Origin of the sequence: Nocardia sp. NPDC088792, assembly GCF_044750615.1 — a bacterium.
Taxonomy (GTDB): domain Bacteria; phylum Actinomycetota; class Actinomycetes; order Mycobacteriales; family Mycobacteriaceae; genus Nocardia.
Genome location: NZ_JBIVKC010000002.1, coordinates 1,050,839 through 1,074,236 on the forward strand (window position 1 = coordinate 1,050,839; position 23,398 = coordinate 1,074,236).

The window sequence follows — 23,398 nt, forward strand, 5'->3', positions numbered from 1 at the left end:
GGTTCTGGCATGATCGCAACACTGAGCGCTGCCCAGATCGACTACTTGAACAGCCAGCGGCTCGGGCGGCTGGCCACCATTCGTCCCGACGGGTCCCCGCAGAACAACCCCGTCGGGTTCCGCTACAACGCCGCCCTCGGCACCATCGACATCGGCGGCCGTGACCTCGGCGCCAGCCAGAAGTTCCGCAACCTGGCCAAGGACGAACGGGTGGCCTTCGTCGTCGACGACATCGCCTCCCTCGACCCGTGGACGGTCCGCTGCCTCGAAATCCGCGGCATCGCCCAAGGGCTGAAGGATGTCGAGCCCTGGTACCCCGGTCTGTCGCCCGAGCTCATCCGCGTCACGCCGGAGCGTGTCATCGCCTTCGGCATGTGACCCGGCCCGCGGCCGATCAGCGTCGCTCGGCCAGGGCTCGGAGGAAGAAGGCGAGGTTGGCGGGGCGTTCGGCGATGCGGCGCATGAGGTAGCCGTACCACTGGGTGCCGTAGGGGAGGTAGACGCGGAGGGTGTGGCCCTCGTCGACGAGGCGGCGTTGTTCCGGGTCGCGGATGCCGTAGAGCATCCGGAATTCGAAATCGCCCGGGCTGCGGCGGCTTCCGGCGGCTTCCACGAGGGCGGAGCGCTTCACCGAGACCTCCACCGCGGGCACCAGGGTGTGCGGTGCTTCCAGGGCCGCCAGGTCGTCGATGAGCGACATGTATTCGGCCACCGCGGCATTCGCCGTGGATTGCTCGGTGGTGTACTCGCCGAGGAAGTCGACGCTGATCATGCGGCCGCTCGCCAGCAGGTCACGCGCGACCGGCGCCGGCTCGCCGCGCGTCTCCCCCGCCACGAACCGTCGCACCACGGCCGCGGTGAGCGGTACGCGGGTGACGGCGTTCTTCATCCGGCCGGATCCCGCCGCGGCGAGGATGACCGGTCGCAGCGGGTTCATCGCGTCTCCATGTGGGGGTAGCGGTAATCCGTTGGCGGGACGAAGGTTTCCTTCAGGGTGCGCGGGGCGACCCAGCGCAGCAGGTTCAGGTAGGAGCCGGCCTTGTCGTCGGTGCCGGAGGCGCGGGCGCCGCCGAAGGGCTGCTGGCCGACCACCGCGCCGGTGGGTTTGTCATTGATGTAGAAGTTGCCGGCGGCGAAGCGCAGTGCGGTGGCGGCCTGTTCGACGGCGTGGCGGTCGCGGGCGAAGATGGCGCCGGTCAGGGCGTACGGGGAAGTGGCGTCGACGGTGGTGAGGATGTCGGCGGAGATTTCCGCGATTCTGCCTTGCAGCAGCGCGCGTTCGCGGCTGCCGGGTGCGTAGGTGTGCACGGGCTCGTTGCCGGGAACCGGGACAACCGTGACAGCGTCCATAACCCAGGCTATCGCGGAGAGTGTCCCGTGGACCGGGACGGACACGCCGGAAACCGGCGGTCCGATTCATACCAAGCGACCCTGACGGGACTCGAACCCGCGACCTCCGCCGTGACAGGGCGGCGCGCTAACCAACTGCGCCACAGGGCCTTACATGAAGAAACGAGGCCCTACGGCCTCGCAACCTCGTAAAAGATAGCACAACCTCGGGTTAACCGAAAATCAGCTGGTCAGGCGTTCAGCCGCGGCCGCGATGCGCTCATCGGTGGCGGTCAGCGCAATACGCACGTGCTCATTGCCGCGCGGACCGTAGAACTCGCCCGGAGCGGCGAGAATGCCGCGCTCGGCCAGCCAGTCCAGGGTGGTCCGGCAGGCTTCGCCGCGCGTCGACCACAGGTACAGGCCCGCCTCGGAGTCGTCGACGCGGAAACCGGCCTCCGCCAACGCCTTCCTCAGCACCTCGCGCCGGGCGCGGTAGCGCTCCTTCTGCTGCGCCTCGTGCACGTCATCGCGCAGCGCGGCGGTCATGGCGGCCTGGATCGGGTAGGGCAGCATCATGCCGGAGTGCTTGCGCACCTCCAGCAGTTCGGCCACCAGCGCCGGGTCACCGGTCACGAAACCGGCCCGGTAACTCGCCAGATTCGAAGTCTTGGACAGCGAGTGGATGGCCAGCAGGCCGGTATGGTCGCCGTCGCACACCTCGGGATCGAGGATGGACACCGCGCGGCCCTCCCAGGCCAGGCCCAGGTAGCACTCGTCGGAGGCGAGCACCGCGCCGCGTTCGCGCGCGAATTCCACCATCTTGCGCAGGTGCTCGACGCCGAGCACCTTGCCGGTCGGATTGGACGGCGAGTTGATGAAGATCAACGCCGGCCGCTCCGGACCCAGCTGGGTGGTGCCGTCCGCGCGCACATACCGCGAACCCGAGAGCAGCGCGCCCACCTCGTAGGTCGGGTACGCGACTTCCGGGATCACGACCAGATCGTCCGCGCCGAGACCGAGCAGTCGCGGCAGTCCGGCGATCAGCTCCTTGGTGCCGATCGCGGGCAGCACGGCCGCCGCATCGATCCCGGTGATCCCGAACCGGCGGCGCAGTGCGTCCACGACGGCCGCGCGCAGTTCGGGTGTGCCGTGCGTGGTCGGATACCCCGGCACCGCCGCCACCGACGAGAGTGCTTCGCGGATCAGCGGATCCACCGGATCGACCGGCGTCCCGACGGACAGATCCACGAGACCGCCGGAGTGCGAAGCGGCCTTCGCTTTCACGGAAGCGATGGTGTCCCAGGGGAAATCGGGTAGGAGACTGCTCACTCGGCCACGCGTGGTCAAAGCGATTCCCTTACTCGCCTTCGGCCATCGGCGGCAGTGCGGCGATGAACGGCGGGTCGTAGTCGACCTTGCCGACCTTGGTGGCGCCGCCCGGCGATCCCAGGTCGTCGAAGAAGTCGACGTTCGCGTTCACGTAGCCGCTCCACTGGTCCGGGGTGTCGTCTTCGTAGAAGATGGCCTCCACCGGGCAGACCGGCTCACATGCACCACAGTCCACGCACTCGTCCGGATGGATGTACAGCATGCGTCCACCCTCGTAGATGCAGTCCACGGGGCATTCCTCGATGCACGCCTTGTCCTTCACGTCAACGCACGGTTCAGCGATGATGTACGGCACTGCCGCTCTCCTAGTCTGTCCTCACACGCGGGATGCTCCGCCCCGCGAAACAGTATCCCGGCTACCCAACGTTACTACCGGTCAGCCTCACCTAACTTCTGGATCGGTGCAGGCTATCCAACCACTAGAGAAACCGGTGGGCGATGCGGCGGCACACCATAGGTGGTAGTGCGCTGCCGGACCGGCCGCCCGATGCCGGTGGCGATCTCCGTCAGTTCCCCGACCGTCTTCGCCGATCCGTGTTCGGAACCGGCCATGCGCGAGATGGTCTCCTCCATCAAGGTGCCGCCGAGGTCGTTGGCACCGCCGTTCAGCATCAACTGGGTTCCCTTGGTACCGAGTTTCACCCAGCTGGTCTGAATATTGTCGATGCGCCCGTGCAGCATGATGCGGGAGAGCGCATGCGCCGCACGATTATCGCGGACCGTCGGGCCGGGACGCGAGGCGCCCGCCAGATACAGCGGTGCGCTCTGGTGCACGAACGGCAGCAGCACGAATTCGGTGAAACCACCTGTCTCGTCCTGAATTCCGCGCAGCACCCGCAGGTGACCGACCCAATGCTTGGGATTGTCCACGTGCCCGTACATCATGGTCGAACTGGATCGGATGCCCACCTTGTGCGCGGTGGTGATGACATCGATCCAGGCCGAGGTGGGCAGTTTGCCCTTGGTGAGCACCCAGCGCACCTCGTCGTCGAGGATTTCGGCGGCCGTGCCCGGAATGGTGTCCAGGCCCGCTTCCTTCAGCGCCGACAGCCAGTCGTGCACGCTCTGCCCACCGCGGGAAGCCCCATTGACGACCTCCATCGGGCTGAACGCGTGCACATGCATCTGCGGGACGCGTTCCTTGATGGCGCGCACCAGATCCGCGTACCCGGTGACCGGTAGCTCCGGATCGATGCCGCCCTGCATGCAGATCTCGGTGGCGCCCTCCACCCAGGCCTCCCAGGCGCGGTCGGCGACATCCTGCGGGCTCAGGCTGAAGGCGTCCGCATCACCCTTGCGCTGCGCGAACGCGCAGAAACGGCAGCCGGTGTAGCAGATATTGGTGAAGTTGATGTTCCGGTTGACGATGTAGGTGACATCGTCGCCGACGGTGTCGCGGCGCAGCTGATCGGCGAGCGCGGCGACGGCCTCCAGCGCCGGGCCGTCGGCGGTGGCCAGCGCCAGGTACTGGTCGTCGGTGAGGCCCGCCGGATCCTGCTCCGCCGCGCGCAGGGCGGACAGCACATCGGAGTCGAACCGCTCCGGTGCGGCGACGGCCAGCTCGTGCACCTGCTCGCGAATGCTCTCCCAGTCGCCGAAGGCACCGAGCGAATCATCGGAAAGGCCGGAGTCGCTGCGGGATTCGGTATTGCGGCCCTCACTGTCGATGGCCGTGTTGAGGTCGATGCGGCCGACGGATTCCCAGTCGTGGTCCGGTTCCTGCCAGGGCAGGCCGGACGGGTTCACGTCGCGGGCCAGACCGGTCGCCGGATCCGTCAGGGCGGCAACATGTTTCGACACGCGCGGGTCGATCCAGGGATGACCGGCCAGCACATACTTCGGGTGCGCGGTGAGCCGCTGGGTCAGCACGTAGCCGGCGTCCGCGGTGACCTGCGCCAGCACTTCCAGATTCGGCCACGGACGTTCCGGGTTCACGTGATCCGGGGTGAGCGGCGAAACGCCGCCCCAGTCGTCCACACCGGCCTCGATGAGCCGGCGGCACTCCTCGAGCGAGACCAGGTTCGGCGGGGCCTGTATGCGCATCTTGGGGCCCAGCAACAGCCGTGCCACGGCGACGGTGGCGAGGAACTCCTCGATATCGGCGTCCGGGGTGTCGCGCATGGCGGTGTTCTGCTTGGCCAGGAAGTTCTGGATGATGACTTCCTGCACATGCCCGAAGGCCTTGTGCACCTTGCGGATCGCCAGGATGGACTCGGCGCGCTCGGTGATGTTCTCGCCGATGCCGACCAGGATGCCGGTGGTGAACGGCACCGACAGCCGGCCCGCGTCGGTGAGCGCGCGCAACCGGACGGCGGGATCCTTGTCCGGCGAACCGTAATGCGCCGCACCGGGTTCGGTGAACAGGCGGGTGGAGGTGGTCTCCAGCATCATGCCCATGGACGGGGCCACCGGCTTCAGCCGCGACAGCTCCTCCCAGGTCATGACGCCCGGATTCAGGTGCGGTAGCAGGCCGGTCTCCTCCAGCACCCGGATGGCCATGGCGCGCACGTAATCCAGGGTGGAGTCGTAGCCGCGCTCGTCCAGCCACTGCCGGGCCTCCGGCCAGCGCTCCTCCGGGCGGTCGCCGAGGGTGAAAAGCGCTTCCTTGCAACCCAGTTCGGCGCCGCGGCGCGCGACGTCCAGGATCTCGTCGGGCTCCATGTAGAGACCCTTGCCCTCGGCGCGCAGCTTGCCGGGCACGGTCACGAAGGTGCAGTAGTGACAGCGGTCGCGGCACAGGTGCGTGAGGGGGATGAACACCTTGCGCGAATAGGTAATGGGCAGAACCTCATCCGCGTATCCGGTGGCCCGCAGTCCGGCGTCGCGTACCCGGCCGGCCGAGGCGCTCAGATCCGCCAGATCGGCGCCGCGCGCCTGCAGCAGCACCACCGCCTCGTCGAGGTTCAGCGTCGCCCCGTCGCGGGCCCGGCGCAGGGCGCGTCGCATGCCGGCGGGCGATGGCGCGCTGGGCGGGACGGGAGGCAGGCTCGGGTTCGGTAGATCCGTCACGCCCTCGATCATGCGCCATCCATCCGGTTGTTCCGACTCGGGTGCCATAGAACGGGCCAACCGGGCGCCGAGGCAAGCTATTCCATCCCGCCTCCCCGAATATTCAGCGGGCGGCTGAGAGCCGCCCACAGTATCGCATCCGCGCGGGTGTAAGAGCCGAACCAATTCTGGGGGTACCCCAGGAGTTACCCCGATTCTCCCGAGATCAGTTGTCGAGTTCCGTTGGGTTCCAGTATTTGAATTTCAGTCGGGATGCAATAGCCTCGCCGGGGACCCATCGCAGACCAGAGGGGAAATTCGTGCTCGCGAAACTCCGGCGCGCCGCCGTCATCGCAGGATTGGGCGGCACCCTCGTGCTCACCCTGGCCACCGGCACCGCCGCGGCCGGCTTCGGGCCGCTGCCGCCGGAGAACCCGGCGCTGGGTCCCACCGGGACCGCGACCATGCACGGAGATTCGGAGAGTTCCGATACGACACCGTTCGCCGGGCCCGGCGCCGGCCCGGTCGACGCCGACTTCCACGAGATGGGCGCGGCCTGCCCGACCATCCTGCAAGGCGCGGACGGGCTGCCGCAGGCGCTGTGCACAAAGATCACCAACCGGGCGCCGACCGTCTTCCTGCTCGACCCGAACACCGGAAACCCGCTCGCCTCCCTCGAACTCACCAAGGGCAGCCTGCTCGGCGGCGTCTACGCCTACCTCGACGACCACGACCGCCTGGTGACCGCCGACGGCAGCCAGAAACTGCTGCGCGTCGGCCACGACCACGGCGGCCCGGGCGGCAGTTGGCGACTCTTCGTGGACACCGCCACCGATATCTCCGACGCGGTCGCCGGCCACTGCGGCGGCGGCGCCTGCGATCACGCCGACTCGGTGTCGCCCGACTATCAGGGGCGGGTCTGGTTCGCCACCGACGAGGCCGCCGCCGGCTTCGTCGATCCCGCCACCGGCACCGCCCGCTCGATCCTGCTCGCACCCGGCGAGATCGTGGCCAACAGCATCTCCACCGCACCCCGGGGCATGGTCGTCGCCACCGACCACGCGCTCTACCTGCTGAACGTGGACGGCGACGGCAACCCGCGGATCGTGTGGCGGCAGGCCTACGACCGCGGCCCCTACCGCAAACCCGGCCGGCTCAGCTGGGGCACCGGCGCCACCCCCGTCTTCTTCGGACCCGGCGACGGCACCGAATACGTGACCATCACCGACAATGCCGTCCCCGACGACAACCTGCTGGTCTACGACACCGCCACCGGACGGCAGATCTGCAAGGTCCCCGCGGTCGACGGCACCGAGAACGCGCCCATCGGCTCCGGCGACAGCGTGTTCGTCGCCAGCACCTACGGCTACCCGTACCCGCAACTCCCGCCGAGCGCCGGACCCAGCGTGCCGCCCAGCGCACCCATCACCGGCGGCATGACCCGCATCGATGTCGACGCGGGCGGCAGCGGATGCCATGTGGTGTGGACCGATACCGTCCCGTCCTCGGCGGTACCGCGACTGTCCCTCGCCGACGGCAAGCTCTACACCTTCACCCGGCACGCCACCGTCCCCGGCGGCATCGCGGAGGTGCTCGACAACTACAGCTACGCCGTCCTCGATCCCGCCACCGGCACGCTGGAATCCGAGCAACTCGTCGGCGCGACCACCGCGCAGGACACCCTCCAGATGGTCGGCGTCATCGCACCGGGCCGAATCCAGTACCAGGGCACCACGACCGGGTTCTTCCGCATCACCCCACGCTGACGGGCACCGGACCGGCGACCACAACTATTGCCGGACACCGGCGATGGTTCGTGAAAGCATGGCAGCCATGTCCCAGCCCCAAGCCCCCGGCGGCATCCTGGCCGAGCCCGCCCGGCGGCCCAGCCCCCGCGCCAAACTGCTGTGGGCATTGACCGCGGCGCTGTCCTGGGTGATACCCGTGCTGGCACTGCTGGTGTGGATGATCGTCGACGCGGACCGGCGCACCGTACAGCTGATCGTGCTCGTAGTCGTGGTCGTGGCAGCGGCATTCAGCATCGGGGTGGTGCCGCTGTGGCGATACGCGGTGCACCGCTGGGAAATCACCGATGAAGCTGTTTACACCCGCACCGGATGGTTCACCCAGGAGAGCCGGGTCGCACCGATCACCCGGGTGCAGACCGTGGACACCTACCGGGGGCCGGTGGAACGCCTGCTGGGACTGGCCACCGTCACCGTCACCACGGCGTCTTCGGCGGGGGCCGTGCACATCAGCGCACTGAACCTCGACGACGCCCGGCGCACGGTCGCACAATTGACGGAGATCGCGGCACAGCATCGGGGGGATGCGACATGAACCAGCAGACTCCGGATCCGACTCTGCGACAGCCGGATATGACACTGCGCCCGCCCGATCCGGCGCTGCCACGGCAGGCACCGGAGGGCCCGCCGCCCACCGGGCCGGACGGGGACGGCTGGCAGCGGCTGGATCGCCGCATGCTGCTGGTGCACCCCATCAACGAGCTCATCCGGTTCATCCCGGTCCTGCTGGCTTCCCTGATCGCCGGTGCGCGCAGCGACAATCCGTCGTGGAGCCTCGCGGTGATCGCGGTGATCATCGTGCTGGCGATCACCCGCTGGTTCACCACCACCTACCGCATCACGCCCGACAATCTCGAACTGCGCACGGGATTGATTCAGCGCAAACGACTCTCGGTCCCCCGCAACCGCGTCAGATCCGTGGACGTCGAAGCCGACCTGCTGCACCGCGCCCTCGGCCTGGCCGTCCTGTCCATCGGCACCGGCCAGCACGCCGACCGGCGAGAACAGTTCAAACTCAACGCCCTCGACGCCGCACTGGTGCCGGGCCTGCGCGCGGAACTGCTCGCCCACACCACGGGCGCGACGGAAAACCCGGAGCCCCAGCCGATCCCGGATTCCGGAACTGCGGGCCCGCATGCCGCCCCGGCAGCACGCGTCGACGGCGCAACCGGCGAAGCGGCCCACCCGCCCGTGGAAATCGCTCACTGGCAACCGAAATGGGTGCGCTACGCCCCACTCTCCCTGACCGGATTCGCCCTGCTCGCACCGATAGTCGGCCTGGCCTTCCAATACGGCATCGCCCAGGTCCTCTTCAAATCCGGCACCGTCCGCGAGGTCGGCGAGAGCGGCGCGGTAGCCATCGCGGGCACGGTGGCCCTCCTGATCATCGGCCTGATCGCGATAGTGAGCCTCGCCGCCTGCGCGCGATACCTGGCCACCTGGTTCGGCCTCCAGGTCCAGGACAACGGCACCACCCTGCATATCCGCCACGGCCTCTTGACAACCCGCCAGACCACCCTCGACCTGGCCCGCCTCCGCGGCGCCACGGTCAACGAGCCCCTCCTCCTCCGCCTGGCCGGCGCCGCCGAACTCGAAGCCATCATGACCGGCACCAGCCCCCGCCAGAAAATCCTCCCCCAAGCCCCGCGCGCCGCCGTCGAACACACCCTCACCCACCTCCTCGACGACACCGCACACGCCGACGCCGCAACCGATTCCGGTCATGGGGCGCGTGTCGCACCGGCGGCGATCACTACCGCATTGGCGCCGCACGGCGCGGCGGCCATGCGGCGGCGGTTCACTCGAACGCTCGTCCCCGTCGCGGTGGTCGCGCTGCTGATGGTGGCAGGAAGTCTTGCGGGAGTGGATATTCCGGTATGGGCCTGGGTTCTCGTGGTGGTGGTCGCGGGTGTGGCGGCGGCGCTGGCCCGGGATCGTTACCGCGGGCTCGGGCATGCCGTGATTCCGGCGACCGCCTCCGGTCCGGCCTGGCTGGTCACCCGCAGCGGATCACTCGATCGGGACCGGGACTGCCTGGAAGCACCGGGCGTCATCGGCTGGACGGTGCGGCAGACCTTCTTCCAGCGGCGAGCCGGGCTGGCGACGGTCATCGCCGCCTCGGCCGCCGGCAAGAAGCGCTACCACGTGATCGATATCCCCCTGGCCGAGGCGTGGCCCCTCATCGAGGCGGTCACCCCCGGCCAATTGGGTTCCACCCCAAGGTGAAACACCGCCGACCGGGAAATGGTGGTGGCTGTCCGCGGCGTGTCCCCACCACCATCTCCCGGTGGTCTTGAAACTGGGTCAGCCCAGGACGGGGAAGTTGGCGCGGATCACGTTCCGGGGGTCGCGGGACTGTTTGATGGCGCGCAGGCGGTCCAGGGTGGCGGCGGGGAAGGCGGCGGCGGCCGATTCGCCGGGGGCCAGGAAGGTGTAGGGCTTGGCGCCGGTGATGTGGTCGGCGAGGGACTCCACCATGGCGGTTTGCTTGGCGCGCACGGCATCCCGGAGGTGCGGGAGGCCGATACCGAGCAGGTAGACCAGGTAGGGCTCGGTGAGTGCGCCGCGGGCGCCGGCGGCGGGCCGGGCCAGGGCGCCGCCGAGGTGGCGGACCTGGATATTGGCCAGGGGTGCGACCGGTTCGCCGGCAAGGACTTTCACGGCCTCGTCGTCGAGGTCGGTGAGCGCCTCGGCGCGGGAGATGGCGGGACTGGGATTGGTGGGCTCGGTGGTGATATCGCCGAGGGCGGCCGGGGACATGGGTGCGCGCTTGTCGGCGATCGCGCCGCCGATGCGATCCAGGGCGGCGGTCAGGGCGCGGCCCTCGGCCGGGTCACCGAGGTAGGCGAGGTCCAGGGCCACCATTTCGGGGGCTTCCGGGAACTGGAAGCGCTGGAACCATACGGACAGCTCGTCCGGTGCCTGAGACGTCAACTCGCGGAAGGCATCCCACACCTCGGGCAGCCGGTCGCCGGGCCACATGATCCGACCGCCGTACAGCGCCGGGGCCGGGAAAAGGTCGAATTCCAGCGCGGTCACGACGGCGAAATCGCCGCCGCCACCGCACAGCGCCCAGAACAGTTCCGGATCGGAGTCGAAGGTGACGCGCAGCGCCTCGCCCTCGGCATCCACGATCTCGAAGGCGCGCACCGCATTCGAGGCCCAGCCGTACTTGCGCCCGAACCAGCCCTTACCGCCGCCCAGCGTGTACCCGGTGACGCCGACGACCGGATTGCTGCCCGCCAGGCCCGTCAGACCGTGTTCGGCGGCCGCCGCCTGCACCTGCCCCCACTGCGCGCCCGCCCCGACCCGCGCCACCCGGGCCGGGGCATCGATGCCGACCGAGTTCAGGTGACCGGTACGCAGCAGGATGGCATTGCCGATATCACCGGTGGCGCCGTGCCCGGTGGGCTGCGCGACCACGGGACGCCCTGCCGCACGGGCGAACCGGACGACCGCCGCCACATCCGCGGCGTTCGCGGCCTCGACGACCGCGGCCACCGGCTGCACCACCGCGATATTCCACGGCTGCGCGGCCTGCTCGAAGCCGTCGTCGCCGGAGACGAGCACGCGGCCCTGGACCTGGCCGCGGAGCTGATCGAATTCCATTGTCCAACCTCGTAAATCGATGTGATGATCGTGATTCACAAGGTTGACGAGGCCCGCGACCCGAGTGTGACACCGTGTGACGGAGGTCTCGGGCGGAGCCTATCCGTGCAGGTCGATCACTTACCGCCGGCCGCGAGCCGCATGGTCGCCCGGTAGTACAGATACAACCCCGCCGGCAGCAGACCGCAGATGAGCAGCAGCATGGTCGGCCAGTCGCTCATCAGCACCACCGAGCCGCCCGGACCGGTACTCGCGCACAGCAGGAAGCCCAGCAGCCACACCGCCAGCGGAATGATCACCACCGGGACGCGATGCGACACCGTAGCCATCCCCAGCACCAGCAGCACATTGATCACCGCGGCGGCCAGCGCCGTCACCGGCACCGGGATGGCGCCCGACGTGATGCTCGAGGCCAGCGGCGCGGCGGCCCGGGCCAGCGTGGACCCGGTATCGCTCGCCATGTGCGCGTGGCCGGCGTAGATCGGCAGGAACAGCACCTCGAGCACCAGCGTCACGAAGGCGTCGACGGTCAGCACGATCCCGATCACCACGCTCAGCAGCCCGCTGAACGGGTTCGGCGCGGTCTCGGTCTTCTCCTGCGTCGCGACCGTCACCGTCACGGCACCGGAGGGAAGCCGAGGAGGGTCAGCAACTGACTCTGCATATCGACGAATCCGTACAGCACCGACAGGTAGAGGTCGTGCTGCGCCTGGAAGAACGGGCGCTGGCTCTCGACGAACGCCACGATGGCGTCCTGGACACTCCAGTTGTACATATCGTTCAGTCTCTCATTCCAGCCCGGCGAAAAGATCATGTTCACGACCGTCGGGACCTGCCGGGCCACGCTCGCCGCGCACCAGAATGTAATGCTCCTCCGGCAGCACAGGCTGCGCGACATCGTTCGACAGCACGAACTCGCGGCCGGACGGCGCCACCGTCACCTGCGTGGCATGCGCCCGCAGGGCGGCGCGTTTCGCGGCCAGCCCCGCCGAGACATCCACCGTCGTGGTCACCGATTCGGTGGGGACACAAGCCAATTCACCGGTGTGCGGCAGCCGCCAGCCGCGCGGCAGCGCACCCGGCAGCTGATCCACCGTGCGCCGCTTCAGGGCCTCGGTGTGCATGGCCAGCACCGCGCCGTCGGTGACGGTCCAGTACACCTTCGGCACCGTCCAGCCCCACTCCGCGGCCGCGTCGACGGCGGCCATGGTGACCTCGTGCGCGCGAATGTGATCCGGATGCCCGTAACCGCCACGCGGGTCGTAACCGACCACCACGCGCGGCCGCAGCTCCAGGATGATCTGCACCAGTGCGTCCACCGCGGCCGCGCCGGAATTCACGAAGGCCCGCGGATTCCGCGCGGACGGCGTGCCCGCCATGCCGGAGTCCCGCCAGCGGCCCGCGCCACCCAGGAAACGGGGGTCGGCGGCGTCCAATTCGGCCAGGGCCCTGGTCAATTCGGCGATCCGGTAGCCACCCAGCTGATCGGCCTGTCCGGCCACCAGCTGCGCGTACTCCGCGCCGATGACCTCGCCTTCCTCGCCGAGCGTGCAGGTCACGACGGTGACGGGCACACCCCGCTTGCGGTACAGCGCGATGGTGCCGCCGGTGGTGATGGATTCGTCATCGGGGTGGGCGTGCACCAGCAGCAGTCCGCCGGTCTCCTGCGGATCGGTCACGGCAGCCGCCGCCAGTTCGCGGCATCGCCGAAGATGCCGGTCTGCACCGCACCGCTCAGCGAGGCACCGTCCACTCGCGGACCGGCCGCGGCGACCTGGGTGTCCTGCATGATGGGCAGCGCCGTCGCCATCTCCCACAGCTTGGGTTCGGCATCGCCGATGGCCTTGGGCACGTCGATGCCCTTCAATGCCTGATCGATCTCCGGCTGCAGGGTCGGATCGCAGACGCCGGACAGATTGGACGGGGCCTTCTTCGCACCGTCCACCACCGTCGAATCATCCTTGCTGCCGGGCGGTTCCACCGGCGGGCAGCCGAAGCGCGAGGCCAGCACGGTCGCCGGATCGGAACCGGCCCGCTCCCAGCCGAGCACGGCGTCGATCCCGGCATCGGTCAGATCCTTGCCGTACAGCTCCGACGCCGACACACTGCGCACGATGACATCGATTCCGGCACTGCGCAATTGGTCCGCCGCGGTGTTCGCCACCGCCAGCGTGGTGACATCACTGTCCACCGTGCCGATGCGGACGGTCAGCGTCTTCCCGTTCTTCACGATCGGACGCGGTTGCGGCGCAGGCGAAGTCGTCGATCCGGAGGGCGGCGTCTCCGGCGCCCGGCCGAACCCGGCCTCGGCCAGCAGCCCGAACGCCTCGTCCGAGCTGATGCGCGGCGGCGCGGTCGGCGCGTAACCCGGATCCGAGGGCGACAACACCTGTGCCCGCGCGGGCTCCACCCAGCTACCGGTCTGCGCGCCGACCGTGGCCAGCAGCGTCGGATCCAGCAGTCCCAGTACGGCTTTGCGCACCCGGACATCGGCCAGGTCACCGGTGCGGCCGTTCAATACCAGCTGCATCTCCCGTGACTGCGCCATGATGGCCGTGCGCACCGACGGGATCGCGGCCAGCTGCGCCTGCAGGGCCACTCCGCCGTGCACGAGCGCCATCTGCGCGTCACCGACCCGCAGCGACTCCGCCACCTGCGCGGGAGTTCCGCCGCGGCGCAACAGGATCTGGTCCGGCACCGCCGGCTGACCCCAGTAGCGGTCATTGCGTTCCAGCAGCAGTTCCTCGCGGCCGCGGTCGGCCTGCTTGATCCGGAATTGGCCGCCGGACACCCGGATGGTGTCCATCAGGCCCTGTTCGAAACCGGAGTCCTTGATCAGATGCTGCGGCAGCAGATCCGTGAACAGTTGCCGCCACGCGGGATACGGCTCGCTCATGGTGACGACCACGGTCTTGCCGCCCGCCGAGGAGCTCACATCCGAGATCAGCCGGTATCCGGCCGGATCCACCACCCCGGGCTGCGTGATCATCTGCTGCCACAGGTATTTGAAGTCCTCGGCCGCGATCGGGGCGCCGTCGGACCAGGAGGCATCGTTCTTGATCTGGTAGGTGATGGTGAACGGTTCCTGCGCGGTCACATCCGCCGACACCATGAACGCCGGATCCATCACCCAATCGATCCCGCCGGGCACACCCGGCGTGGGCTGCGGGCGGAAGGGGCTCGGCAACACCATGGATGCCACCGCCGAGGACGTGGGCGACTGCTGCGACCGCAGATGCGGATTGAACCCGATCCCGATGTCGTCCACCGCCACCGTCACCGACGTCTTACTCGGTTTGGCGGGTGTCGTCTTCGGACTGTCGGTGCTTTCGATGGGCGGCGGCGGGTTCGCGGTGCACCCGGTGGCGACACCCAGCAGCATCGCAACCATAAGCAGCACCGCACGCATCGTCGCGCGCAGCTGTATCATCTGCCCTCCGCTTCGCTCCGGGCGGGTTCGCGGCCCTGGAAGTCTCGTTCTTCCCTCCCTCCGCTCCTCCGCTGCGCTCCCCCGCTCCACTCAGTCCAGAACGAGACGGGCCGCGAACCATCAGCGTGATGGACCCCGGCTGATGGTATGCGAGCCGGGGTGGAAACGGCAGGGAGGGCCCGGCCAGCGGGCCGGACCCTCTCGCGTGTTCCCTACTGAACGGCGCGGTCGCGCGCCTTGCGGCGCGAGAGCTCGCGGCCGCGTTCGGTGGCGCCCAGGATGAGCTTGCGCACGCGCACGATCTGCGGGGTGACCTCGACGCACTCGTCGTCGGTGCAGAACTCCATTGCCGCTTCCAGATCGAGCTGCAGCGGCTTGGCCAGCGTCTCGAACACGTCGGCCGTGGCGGACCGCATATTGGTCAACTTCTTCTCACGGGTGACGTTGATGTCGAGGTCCTCCGAGCGCGGGTTGATGCCCACGACGTGGCCCTCGTAGGTGTCGGCGCCCGGCTCCACGAAGAACTGGCCGCGGTCGGCGAGCTGGATCATGGCGAACGGCGTCACCGAGCCCGCGCGGTCGGAGACCAGCGAGCCGGTGTGGCGGGCGCGGATCTCGCCGGCCCACGGCGCGTACCCGTTGAACACGGCGTTGGCGATACCGGTGCCGCGGGTATCGGTGAGGAAGTCGGTGCGGAAACCGATCAGGCCGCGCGACGGGACGATGAACTCCATGCGCACCCACCCCGCGGAGTGGTTGCTCATCTGCACCATCTTGCCCTTGCGGGCGGCCAGCAGCTGGGTAACCGAACCCAGGTACTCGTCCGGGCAGTCGACGGTCAGCTCTTCGAAGGGCTCGTGGATCTTGCCGTCGACGGTCCTGGTGACCACCTGCGGCTTGCCGACGGTCAGCTCGAAGCCTTCGCGGCGCATCTGCTCGACCAGGATGGCGAGCGCGAGCTCACCACGACCCTGGACCTCCCAGGCGTCCGGGCGGCCGATGTCGAGCACGCGCAGCGACACGTTGCCGACCAGTTCCTGGTCGAGGCGCGACTTCACCATGCGGGCGGTGAGCTTGTGGCCCTGCACCCGGCCGACCAGCGGCGAGGTGTTGGTGCCGATGGTCACCGAGATGGCCGGCTCGTCGACGGTGATGCGCGGCAGGGCGACCGGGTTCTCGACGTCGGCGAGGGTGTCGCCGATCATGATCTCCGGGATGCCGGCGATGGCGACGATGTCGCCGGCGACGGCCTCCTCGCCGGGCTGACGCTCGACGCCGATGGTCTTGAGCAGCTCGGTGATCTTCACGGTCTTGACGCCGTCACCGTGCATCCAGGCCACGTTCTGGCCCTTCTTCAGGGTGCCGTTGTGGATGCGCACCAGGCCGATACGGCCCAGGAACGGGGAGGCGTCGAGGTTGGTGACGTGCGCCTGCAGCGGCTTGGTGGCGTCGCCCTTGGGGGCGGGCACGTACTTCATGAGGACCTCGAACAGCTCGTCGAGGTTCTCGGCGTCCGGCACGTTACCGTTCTCGGGACGCTTGGTGGAGGCCACGCCGGCACGGCCGGAGGCGTAGAGGACGGGCAGGTCGAGGGCCAGTTCGGCGGCCTCGGAGGCTTCGTCGTCGAGGTCGGAGGCGAGGTCCAGCAGCAGGTCGTGGCTCTCCTCGACGACCTCCTCGATGCGGGCGTCGGGGCGGTCGGTCTTGTTGACCACCAGGATCACCGGCAGCGAGGCGGCGAGGGCCTTGCGCAGCACGAAGCGGGTCTGCGGCAGCGGTCCCTCGGACGCGTCCACCAGCAGCACGACGCCGTCGACCATGGAGAGGCCGCGCTCGACCTCACCGCCGAAGTCGGCGTGGCCGGGGGTGTCGATGACATTGATGACGGTGACCGAACCATCGGCGTTGTGCCGGTGGACGGCCGTGTTCTTTGCGAGAATGGTGATGCCCTTCTCGCGCTCCAGATCACCGGAGTCCATCACTCGGTCGACGAGTTCGGCGCGTTCGGCGAACGCTCCGGATTGCCTGAGCATCGCGTCGACCAGTGTTGTCTTGCCGTGGTCGACGTGCGCCACGATGGCGACGTTGCGGAACTCGACAGACGACACGTTAGATTCCTCCTGGTACAGAGTTTGGGAGCCGGCCCGGGCGGTGAACCCGAATACATGCGAGGCGCGTCTCGTCCTTGAGACATGGCGGATCCCACCGGGCATGCGGCCTGTTACACATTACCCGTCGTCCGAAGTCACAGGTTTTGCCCCCTTGAGTTAGGTTAAGCTAACCAACATGGGCAAGGTGAAGGCGAAGCACGTCGCGCGGCTGAAGCCGAAGAAAAAGTGCTGCCGCAAGAAGACGCGCTGCATCAAATGCCCCGTGGTGATCATGCGTATGCAGAAACTCGAGGCCACGGGCTGCTGTGGCAAAGAACTCAAGAAGGGCCTCAAAGCCGCACGCGCCGCGTGAATCCGGAGTAAACCGGCAGCATGAGTAGCGCGCCGTTCTCCGAAGAAGAAATCGCCAAGGCCCTCACCGATCTGCCCGAATGGACCCGCACCGGCGACAGCATCAGCCGCACCGTGCAGGCGCCGTCATTCCTCGCCGGAATCGAATTGGTGCGCCGGGTCGCCGAGGCCGCGGAAGCCGCCGATCATCATCCCGATATCGACATTCGCTGGCGGCGAATCACTTTCACCCTGTCCACGCATTCCGCCGGTGGTCTCACCGGACTGGATGCGGCACTGGCTCGGGAGATCGATCGGCTGTCCGCGCAGAGCTGAGCCTGCCGATGTAGATCAACCACGCGAAGGTCACCAGTACACCGAACACGTCCACCGCGCCCAGCCAGGACAGGATGGCCGGGCGCGGAATGGTCCAGATGGACGATTGCGCGAACCCCAGCACCCACGGCACCCCGATCACCGTGTCGACCAGCCAGAAGCCGGTCAGCACGCGGGCGCCGGGCGCCTTCCGCAGCGGGCCGTACACCAGCCACAGCATCAGCGGCAGCAGCCAGATCCAGTGGTGCGACCAGGAGATCGGCGACAGCATCAGCCCGAACAACTGCACGATGAGCAGGGTGCCGAGCCGATCGTCGGATCGCAGTGTGCGCCAGGCGAAGTACGCGAGCACCGCCGTCACCAGCACGGCCACCAGCCACACCGGCCCGGATTTCACATCGTGGCCGGCGAAGCGGCTGAGCGCGCCGCGCAGTGACTGATTGGTCGCCGAGCCGACCGGGCCGATCCGATTGGCGTCGCCGAGCAGCTCCTCGAAGTACTTGCGGGTCTCCCCCGGCGAGATCAGGTAGGTGAGCCCGATGGTGCCGAAGAAGACCACACCCGACCAGATCGCGCTCGCCCAGCGCCGCCAGGCCAGGAAGGCCAGTCCGGTCACGGCGGGGGTGAGTTTGACGCCGGCGGCCGCGCCGACCAGCGTGCCGGATACCCACCATTTCGTGCTGCGCACCGCGAGCAGGGCCAGCAATACGAGGAAGACATTGACCTGGCCGTAGTCGAGCGTCGAGCGCACCGGTTCCAGCCACAGGCCCAGCGCCGACCACGAGACCGCCACGGTGCGCCAACCCTGTTCGCGCAGAGCGTCTTTCCCGACGATCATCTCCAGCGTCAGCCACACCACGGCACACAGCGCGGCCACGGTCGCCAGCACCCAGCCGACGGCCACCACCGAGAAGGGCAGGAAGTGCAGTGGATAGAAGACGAAGGCCGCGAACGGCGGATAGGTGAACGGGAGCGGGAAGTCGGGGGTCTTGCTCGAATCCGTGTAGTCGTAGAGGTGCCCGCTGCCGAGATTCGCCGAACCGTCCACGTAGACATGGAGATCCACGAAGTTCATGCCATTGGGCAACAGCAGTACCCACGCCAGGCGGGCCAGCACCGAAATGCCGAGAGCCCAGGCGGCCAGACGGAGGTGTCGATTCACGGCGCGGACTTTCAGAGAGGCGGCGGAGGAACCGGCCGGATTTCCGGCGGGCGAGCGGAACGCGTATCAGGGTAATAGCACCGGCGAGTGCGCGAGGCGGCGCGGACCCGCGGCTGTAACATTTGCATCACTGACCACAGTGGTAACACCAATTCCGGTCGACCGTTCGATAGCGTGACGCGATGGAGGACTGCAAGATCACACTGTGGCTGTACAACAGGGCAGCCCGGTCCCTAGAGTGGCGCGGAGCGATGACTCCATCGCCACTAGATGTACCCGAATGGTAAGGACGGCTACACCAGTGCTTCGCACCCGAGGATCGCGGATCGCAATGTCCGCGCTGGCCATGGCAGCCTGCGCCACCGTCGTCGTGCCCACTGCGGCGAACGCCAATCCCGCGCCGGCACAGCAGGTCTCGTCGTCCATCCCACTCGTGCCCGAGGGCGTTCCGGTCGATGCGCTCGCATCCCTGATCCCCGCCATCGTGGGTGCGGCCGCCGGCCCCGCCGATATCGCGGCGCCCGGTCCCGGCCAGACCATTCTCGATCAGGCCAAGCAGATCCTCTCCACTCTGAACCTGCCCCCGCAGGTGAAGACGACGCTGAACGCGATCATCGCCTTCCTCGACGGCAGCAACGGCGGCGGCCCGGACCTCCCCAAGAACGGACCGGTCATCGCCCAGTTCCTGTGGCCGACCATCGGCAAGGGCTGCATCAGCCCGACCGCCGACTCGGTGGGCACCGCGCTCGCGGTCCCCGGTCCGGCCACCCTGCCGCCGCCCGGGCCCGCCGCCGGACAGGCCGGATTCGTGTTCACCGCACTGGGCACCAAGAGCCCGACGCCGGTGCAGAACCCGACCATGACAGTGCAGTGGCTGAACCTGGACACGCGCGCGACCGGCACCATGGACCTCACCGACGCCGCCCACATCAACCCGGGCGGACCGGCCACCCTGTCGGCCATCGCCAATACCGGGTCCGGCCGGGTCGTCGCGCTGGTCTCGGGGTCGCTGACCACGCAGGCGGACGAGGCTTCGCAGCCGATCACCTGCTCGTTCCTGCCGACCATGGGCTTCTTCACCGTCGCCTGACGGTAACCAGGATTTCCGGCCCCCATCCACCCGGCGACAGGCCGGGATGGATGGGGGCCAAATCATTTCCCCGCCCCGGTTCCTGTGGTAGACCGGGAACCATGGCCGCTGTGAAGAATTCTTGGCGGGGACTGCAATCGCGCCGATCGATCCTCTCGATCCGCTCGGAGGGTTCGATTCTGTCTATCGGCTCGGCCTATTCGATCCTGTCCATCGGCAGCGTCGGTTCGGTGCTGTCGATCGGGTCCGCGGGCTCGTTCGGCTCGATCATCTCCTCGGCCTCGTTCGCCAGTCTGGGCTCGGCCTTCTCGGGGCTGTCCCGCTGGTCCATGTTCTCGTGGGCCGGTGACCGCCAGGCCTTCGGCGAGGGCCGCGACTACGACGATCCCGACGACCGCATGCCGCGCCTCACCCTCCGCGTCGTCCCCGAGGAACCCGACCTCGTGAACGACCCGACCTGCCACTGCCAGACCTGATCTCCTTTTTCTACATTCGAGCCCGCTGCCCATCGGGCAGCGGGCTCGAGAGTTCCGAGAGGTCGGCTTACCACCACTGGCCGTACTGGGGCGCCAGTACGGCGTTCACGTCTACGCCGACGCCGTCGAGGGAGCGCTTGTCGATCTCGAACTGGTGCAGGTGGGCGTCGGGGTGGACATAGCCCTTGGGCGAGCCCCAATTGTGTTGCCAGAAGTACGAACACAGGCCCGCATCGCGGATCGAGTCGATGGTGGGCGAGTTGGCGTACACGCCGGTGCGTCCATGTCCGATGACCGTCTCCCAGCCCCGCAGGTAGGGCTCGATCATGGAGTCGAAGTCGTCGTCGCCGGGGTTGTCGTCGATGGAGGCGTAGATCGGTGCGCTGTCCGGTCCGCCGGCCGTCTTGTGCAGCAGCAGACCGCGTGTCGCGTGTTTGACGCCGGCTTCGAAGCCGCCGCGCCAGTCCGCGGTCGGCCCCTTGCCGAACTGGTAGCAGGAGACGACGCTCAGCCCGGCCGCGCGCAGCGCGTCGACTTCCCTTGCGAGCAGCGGTTTTCCCTCCATCCATTCCGCGCCCGGCCGCCGGTCGGAGACGTAGCGGATGACGCCCATATGGCCGTCGCCGCTGATGGATTGGGCGCTGGGCACGCCTTGCGCGTAGTCGAGCAGGGTGCCGAGAGTCTGTTTGGCGGAGGCGGTTCCGGCCGGCAGCGTGAGCCCGGCGCCGACACCGGCTGCGACAGCGGCGGTGCCGGTGAGGAACGCCCGCCGGCTGACATGGGAAATACGCACTACGGAACTCCTTCGCACACTCGCTTGGTCGAACTTGCCGGTCGAGAGACGACGAGGTGAAAACCTCGCGCAACCGGTTGGATCTACATGCGGCGTGCCCGGCGCACCTTCCCCGATGATCAAGATCAGCTACGGGACAGCAGGATCATCAGTGCGCCGGGAGCCCTAACGCGTCCCCATTTCACCACATTCACATTGGAATCGCCAGGCTCACAGGGCCCACAGTCACCACGAGTCCCACAGAGACGCAATCGGACGAACCGAAATGTCAGCGAATGCCGGGCAAGTGACCGGGCGCGGACGCCCCGGACCCCGGTCTCCCGTGCTCTAGACCCGCGTGCCGTTGAGGCGCGCCGCGACGTCGATGGTGCGCCGGGACGGGTCGGCAACCTCGCGCCGCACCACCGCCGCCACCTGCGCCGCGATCTGCTTGCGCATCCCGGCGACCTTGCCGAGGGTGGCGGCCCGCCAGCCCTCCGCGGTCATCTCGAGCGCGATATCCTCGGCCCGCGGCGGCACCGCGTCGATCACGATGAGCAGCGGATCCGCCGCCCGCGCGGTCAGGGCCACCGGCACCTCCACCTCGGCCTTGTACCGATTCGACTGCAGCACATCGACGGTGATGTCGAGGCTCACCGGAATCGTCAGATCGAACCGCACCAGCCCGGCGTCCGCGGCCGCGTCGGCATCGATCGCGGCTGCGCCCTGGTTGCCGGCCTGCCCCGCGGCACCGGCCGATCCACTCGCCGCGGTGCCCACTTGCTCCCCCGCATTGCCGGACTCTGCGGTCCGCGCTGCCGGTGCGGCCGCAAGGCCCGGTCGCGTGGCAGCGGAATCGCCGCCGCCCGGAACGGCATTCACGCCGGCCTGCCGATCCGCTGCCGGTCGCACCTCCGCAATCCGGGGCGGCGCAGGGGTTTCCGGCTTCGACTTCGCCGGGCCGGATTCGGTGATCCGGGGTAGTCGCACGGCGCCCTGCACGGACACCTGCGCCTTGTTACCGGGTCCGGTGCGCAGCGGTCCGACCTCGATCGGCTTGCCCGCCAGGGATTCCACGACTTCCTGCACGCGGTCGACGGTCACGATGCGGCGGAAGAAGCGGTGCCCGAACTCGTCGTAGCCGATCCATTCGTGGGTGGGCCGGCCGCGGTAGGGCGACTCGGTGCCGTTCAGGATGGCTTCCACGTCGAAGGTGCGTCCGCGCTGCGAATCCGGGTCCGCCAGAATGGCATTGATGCGATTGGCGACCTCGCGCTGCACCAGGACGGCGATGGGGTCGAGCAGCAGTTCCCAGGCGGTGCCGATGGCCTGCGCTCGCATGACGAAGCTGACGTCACGGCCGGTGACCGGGGGAATGTCGATGACGATGAGCAGTGGGTCCGCGGTGCGCGCGTGCATGGTGAGGTCGATTTCCACGACCGCTTCCAGGCGTAATCGCTGTCCGCCGAGGGTGACGTCCACGCGTAGCTTGACCGGCAGCATGACATCGAAGTGCACGTGTGGCCCGCGCCTGATCACGGTGGGTTTCCCGATACTGCCCTTGGCCACGAAGCGGGCCAGGCCCGCGGGGCCGATACCGAACGGGCCGATGGTCATACCGCGTCCGGCGACGCCGGCGACCGCCTGTTCGATGCGTGATTCGGTGACCGCCGCCGCCACGAAACGCTCGCCGAATTCGGCGTAGTCGATCCAGGTCGGATGGTCGGACGACGTCATCAGCTACTTTCGTCGGGCGGGAGACCCCTGTCCTGCCGATGAGGGGGCAGCAGGACAGGGATCGATCGGCGATGCTGCCGGGCACCGCCGAAACCCATCGTAGGCGGAAGATCGGCTGAGTCCCACCCTCCACCCCGCGTGTTTCCAGAATGTGGAATCAGCGTGTTCCCAAAACGCCGTAGCCGGCCAGTCCGGAAATGTCGGCGATCCGGTACTTGTGGATCCTGACCTCGCCCATTTCATTCCCACCCACGGTAGTGAGGGTGTTCCCGTCATCTGCCACAACGATATTCGTGTGCTGATGGAACGGACTGGCGTCACCGTACAGCACAACATCCCCTACGCGCGGCTGATATCCGGAGTTCGCTTCCTGCAAACGATTCTGTCCCCGGAAGTACGTCTCCAGCGTGTAGACACCGGGAATCCGCCATGAGCCGGAATTCGGATTGGACAGCGGCTGCCCGGCGTCCCGCATGACCCAGCTGACGAAGTCGGCGCACCAGGCTTCGGCATTGCCCTCGGCGTATTTCGTACCGGGCGGTTGCGCCTGGAATTCGCGCTTCAGTGTGTCGACAATACGAATCTGAGTGTCGTTCAGCCGTGACTCGTCCACGGCCGGAAAGCTGCGTTCCCGCTCCCCCACAATGGCTGCCGACCTGCTTTGCCACCAGCGCATTCCCACCACGCCGCCGACCGCTACCGCCGCAATGACCACGATCAGCGCGGTCCAGCGCAAACGGTGGCGTCGGCGCGGTCTCTCCCGCTGGGTCTCCTGTTCCAGCACGCTCATCCGGTTCCTCCCCGTTCTCCCGGCCGCACGTCGGCCCCCAC

The 23,398-nt window shown here is 68.2% G+C and carries 22 protein-coding genes, 1 tRNA gene and 1 pseudogene; 8 read left to right on the top strand and 16 right to left on the bottom strand.

Translation table 11 applies throughout. The features are described from left to right. Positions 1–9 precede the first annotated feature (9 nt). Positions 10–378 (top strand): PPOX class F420-dependent oxidoreductase, encoded by a 369-nt coding sequence (locus tag ACIP5Y_RS14045; RefSeq protein WP_400350207.1) that lies wholly within the window; start codon positions 10–12, stop codon positions 376–378. Between the two features lie 16 nt (positions 379–394). On the opposite strand, the gene ACIP5Y_RS14050 is transcribed toward ACIP5Y_RS14045, so the two are convergent. The 6 genes and pseudogenes from ACIP5Y_RS14050 to ACIP5Y_RS14075 all read right to left on the bottom strand — a co-directional run bounded on the left by ACIP5Y_RS14050 (position 395) and on the right by ACIP5Y_RS14075 (position 5,742). Further along, entirely contained in the window at positions 395–937 is a 543-nt protein-coding gene (locus ACIP5Y_RS14050) for a proline dehydrogenase family protein (RefSeq protein WP_400350210.1), read from the bottom strand. After that, positions 934–1,242: pseudogene (locus ACIP5Y_RS14055) on the bottom strand (aldehyde dehydrogenase family protein); the annotation flags it as partial. The pseudogene ACIP5Y_RS14055 and the gene ACIP5Y_RS14050, both read right to left, overlap by 4 nt. Positions 1,243–1,426: 184 nt before the next feature. Next, a tRNA-Asp gene (locus ACIP5Y_RS14060) sits at positions 1,427–1,500 on the bottom strand. A gap of 72 nt (positions 1,501–1,572) precedes the next feature. Beyond that, a complete protein-coding gene (dapC, locus tag ACIP5Y_RS14065; RefSeq protein WP_400350212.1) occupies positions 1,573–2,679 on the bottom strand; it encodes a succinyldiaminopimelate transaminase in 1,107 nt (368 codons plus the stop codon). 10 nt (positions 2,680–2,689) lie between these two features. Further along, positions 2,690–3,016: a ferredoxin gene (gene fdxA, locus ACIP5Y_RS14070; protein ID WP_396999799.1), complete on the bottom strand. Its 327-nt coding sequence runs from the start codon at positions 3,014–3,016 to the stop codon at positions 2,690–2,692. A gap of 113 nt (positions 3,017–3,129) precedes the next feature. Continuing rightward, positions 3,130–5,742 (bottom strand): bifunctional FO biosynthesis protein CofGH, encoded by a 2,613-nt coding sequence (locus ACIP5Y_RS14075; RefSeq protein ID WP_400350214.1) that lies wholly within the window; start codon positions 5,740–5,742, stop codon positions 3,130–3,132. Positions 5,743–6,029: 287 nt separating this feature from the next. On the opposite strand from ACIP5Y_RS14075, the gene ACIP5Y_RS14080 reads away from it, so the two are divergent. The 3 genes from ACIP5Y_RS14080 to ACIP5Y_RS14090 are packed head-to-tail and all read left to right on the top strand — an operon-like array spanning position 6,030 to position 9,740. Next, entirely contained in the window at positions 6,030–7,475 is a 1,446-nt protein-coding gene (locus tag ACIP5Y_RS14080; RefSeq protein WP_400350217.1) for a hypothetical protein, read from the top strand. Positions 7,476–7,533: 58 nt separating this feature from the next. Further along, positions 7,534–8,049, top strand: coding sequence for a PH domain-containing protein (locus tag ACIP5Y_RS14085; protein WP_400350218.1), 516 nt, complete (start codon positions 7,534–7,536; stop codon positions 8,047–8,049). Continuing rightward, positions 8,046–9,740, top strand: coding sequence for a PH domain-containing protein (locus tag ACIP5Y_RS14090; RefSeq protein WP_400350219.1), 1,695 nt, complete (start codon positions 8,046–8,048; stop codon positions 9,738–9,740). The genes ACIP5Y_RS14085 and ACIP5Y_RS14090 overlap by 4 nt, the downstream gene beginning before the upstream one ends. Positions 9,741–9,818: 78 nt before the next feature. On the opposite strand, the gene ACIP5Y_RS14095 is transcribed toward ACIP5Y_RS14090, so the two are convergent. The 6 genes from ACIP5Y_RS14095 to typA form a co-directional block, all read right to left on the bottom strand. After that, a complete protein-coding gene (locus tag ACIP5Y_RS14095) occupies positions 9,819–11,123 on the bottom strand; it encodes an FAD-binding protein (RefSeq protein ID WP_400350221.1) in 1,305 nt (434 codons plus the stop codon). Positions 11,124–11,239: 116 nt separating this feature from the next. Next, positions 11,240–11,743: a hypothetical protein gene (locus ACIP5Y_RS14100; RefSeq protein ID WP_400350222.1), complete on the bottom strand. Its 504-nt coding sequence runs from the start codon at positions 11,741–11,743 to the stop codon at positions 11,240–11,242. After that, positions 11,740–11,898, bottom strand: coding sequence for a hypothetical protein (locus tag ACIP5Y_RS14105; RefSeq protein ID WP_400350224.1), 159 nt, complete (start codon positions 11,896–11,898; stop codon positions 11,740–11,742). The genes ACIP5Y_RS14100 and ACIP5Y_RS14105 overlap by 4 nt, the downstream gene beginning before the upstream one ends. A 13-nt stretch (positions 11,899–11,911) precedes the next feature. Then, the gene (gene mshB, locus ACIP5Y_RS14110; protein WP_400350225.1) at positions 11,912–12,802 is read right to left on the bottom strand and encodes an N-acetyl-1-D-myo-inositol-2-amino-2-deoxy-alpha-D-glucopyranoside deacetylase; all 891 of its coding nucleotides are present in this window, start codon (positions 12,800–12,802) and stop codon (positions 11,912–11,914) included. Further along, the gene (locus ACIP5Y_RS14115) at positions 12,799–14,532 is read right to left on the bottom strand and encodes an ABC transporter family substrate-binding protein (protein ID WP_400351272.1); all 1,734 of its coding nucleotides are present in this window, start codon (positions 14,530–14,532) and stop codon (positions 12,799–12,801) included. Before ACIP5Y_RS14115 ends, mshB begins: the two co-directional genes overlap by 4 nt. A gap of 233 nt (positions 14,533–14,765) precedes the next feature. Continuing rightward, positions 14,766–16,661, bottom strand: a complete 1,896-nt coding sequence (gene typA / locus ACIP5Y_RS14120) for a translational GTPase TypA (protein WP_400350227.1) — start codon at positions 16,659–16,661, stop codon at positions 14,766–14,768. A 178-nt stretch (positions 16,662–16,839) separates the two neighbouring features. Between typA and ACIP5Y_RS14125 the strand changes: the two genes are divergently transcribed. Continuing rightward, the gene (locus ACIP5Y_RS14125) at positions 16,840–17,016 is read left to right on the top strand and encodes a hypothetical protein (protein ID WP_396999819.1); all 177 of its coding nucleotides are present in this window, start codon (positions 16,840–16,842) and stop codon (positions 17,014–17,016) included. 20 nt (positions 17,017–17,036) lie between these two features. Continuing rightward, on the top strand, positions 17,037–17,330 hold the full coding sequence (locus ACIP5Y_RS14130; protein WP_400350229.1) for a 4a-hydroxytetrahydrobiopterin dehydratase: 294 nt from the start codon (positions 17,037–17,039) through the stop codon (positions 17,328–17,330). Here ACIP5Y_RS14130 and ACIP5Y_RS14135 read toward each other — a convergent pair. After that, positions 17,272–18,492: a mannosyltransferase gene (locus ACIP5Y_RS14135; RefSeq protein WP_400350231.1), complete on the bottom strand. Its 1,221-nt coding sequence runs from the start codon at positions 18,490–18,492 to the stop codon at positions 17,272–17,274. The genes ACIP5Y_RS14130 and ACIP5Y_RS14135 overlap by 59 nt on opposite strands. A 331-nt stretch (positions 18,493–18,823) precedes the next feature. On the opposite strand from ACIP5Y_RS14135, the gene ACIP5Y_RS14140 reads away from it, so the two are divergent. Beyond that, on the top strand, positions 18,824–19,582 hold the full coding sequence (locus tag ACIP5Y_RS14140) for a hypothetical protein (protein ID WP_400350233.1): 759 nt from the start codon (positions 18,824–18,826) through the stop codon (positions 19,580–19,582). Positions 19,583–19,683: 101 nt separating this feature from the next. Continuing rightward, positions 19,684–20,058: a hypothetical protein gene (locus tag ACIP5Y_RS14145; RefSeq protein WP_400350234.1), complete on the top strand. Its 375-nt coding sequence runs from the start codon at positions 19,684–19,686 to the stop codon at positions 20,056–20,058. A gap of 67 nt (positions 20,059–20,125) precedes the next feature. Here the strand turns inward: ACIP5Y_RS14145 and ACIP5Y_RS14150 are convergent, their stop codons facing one another. The 3 genes from ACIP5Y_RS14150 to ACIP5Y_RS14160 all read right to left on the bottom strand — a co-directional run bounded on the left by ACIP5Y_RS14150 (position 20,126) and on the right by ACIP5Y_RS14160 (position 23,357). After that, complete coding sequence (locus tag ACIP5Y_RS14150) at positions 20,126–20,851, bottom strand: DUF1906 domain-containing protein (protein ID WP_400350236.1); 726 nt, start codon at positions 20,849–20,851, stop codon at positions 20,126–20,128. Positions 20,852–21,178: 327 nt separating this feature from the next. Beyond that, positions 21,179–22,567: a hypothetical protein gene (locus tag ACIP5Y_RS14155; protein WP_400350237.1), complete on the bottom strand. Its 1,389-nt coding sequence runs from the start codon at positions 22,565–22,567 to the stop codon at positions 21,179–21,181. A gap of 157 nt (positions 22,568–22,724) precedes the next feature. Beyond that, positions 22,725–23,357: a CHAP domain-containing protein gene (locus ACIP5Y_RS14160; protein WP_400350239.1), complete on the bottom strand. Its 633-nt coding sequence runs from the start codon at positions 23,355–23,357 to the stop codon at positions 22,725–22,727. Positions 23,358–23,398 lie beyond the last annotated feature (41 nt).

Coding starts and splice junctions, on each gene's coding strand:
- ACIP5Y_RS14050 (WP_400350210.1), bottom strand. CDS start 937: ATGAACCCGCTGCGACCGGTCATCCTCGCCGCGGCGGGATCCGGCCGG.
- ACIP5Y_RS14045 (WP_400350207.1), top strand. CDS start 10: ATGATCGCAACACTGAGCGCTGCCCAGATCGACTACTTGAACAGCCAG.
- ACIP5Y_RS14075 (WP_400350214.1), bottom strand. CDS start 5,742: ATGATCGAGGGCGTGACGGATCTACCGAACCCGAGCCTGCCTCCCGTC.
- ACIP5Y_RS14125 (WP_396999819.1), top strand. CDS start 16,840: ATGGGCAAGGTGAAGGCGAAGCACGTCGCGCGGCTGAAGCCGAAGAAA.
- ACIP5Y_RS14160 (WP_400350239.1), bottom strand. CDS start 23,357: ATGAGCGTGCTGGAACAGGAGACCCAGCGGGAGAGACCGCGCCGACGC.
- ACIP5Y_RS14090 (WP_400350219.1), top strand. CDS start 8,046: ATGAACCAGCAGACTCCGGATCCGACTCTGCGACAGCCGGATATGACA.
- ACIP5Y_RS14115 (WP_400351272.1), bottom strand. CDS start 14,532: ATGCGTGCGGTGCTGCTTATGGTTGCGATGCTGCTGGGTGTCGCCACC.
- ACIP5Y_RS14145 (WP_400350234.1), top strand. CDS start 19,684: ATGGCCGCTGTGAAGAATTCTTGGCGGGGACTGCAATCGCGCCGATCG.
- ACIP5Y_RS14095 (WP_400350221.1), bottom strand. CDS start 11,123: ATGGAATTCGATCAGCTCCGCGGCCAGGTCCAGGGCCGCGTGCTCGTC.
- ACIP5Y_RS14155 (WP_400350237.1), bottom strand. CDS start 22,567: ATGACGTCGTCCGACCATCCGACCTGGATCGACTACGCCGAATTCGGC.
- ACIP5Y_RS14130 (WP_400350229.1), top strand. CDS start 17,037: ATGAGTAGCGCGCCGTTCTCCGAAGAAGAAATCGCCAAGGCCCTCACC.
- ACIP5Y_RS14140 (WP_400350233.1), top strand. CDS start 18,824: ATGTCCGCGCTGGCCATGGCAGCCTGCGCCACCGTCGTCGTGCCCACT.
- ACIP5Y_RS14105 (WP_400350224.1), bottom strand. CDS start 11,898: ATGTACAACTGGAGTGTCCAGGACGCCATCGTGGCGTTCGTCGAGAGC.
- ACIP5Y_RS14085 (WP_400350218.1), top strand. CDS start 7,534: ATGGCAGCCATGTCCCAGCCCCAAGCCCCCGGCGGCATCCTGGCCGAG.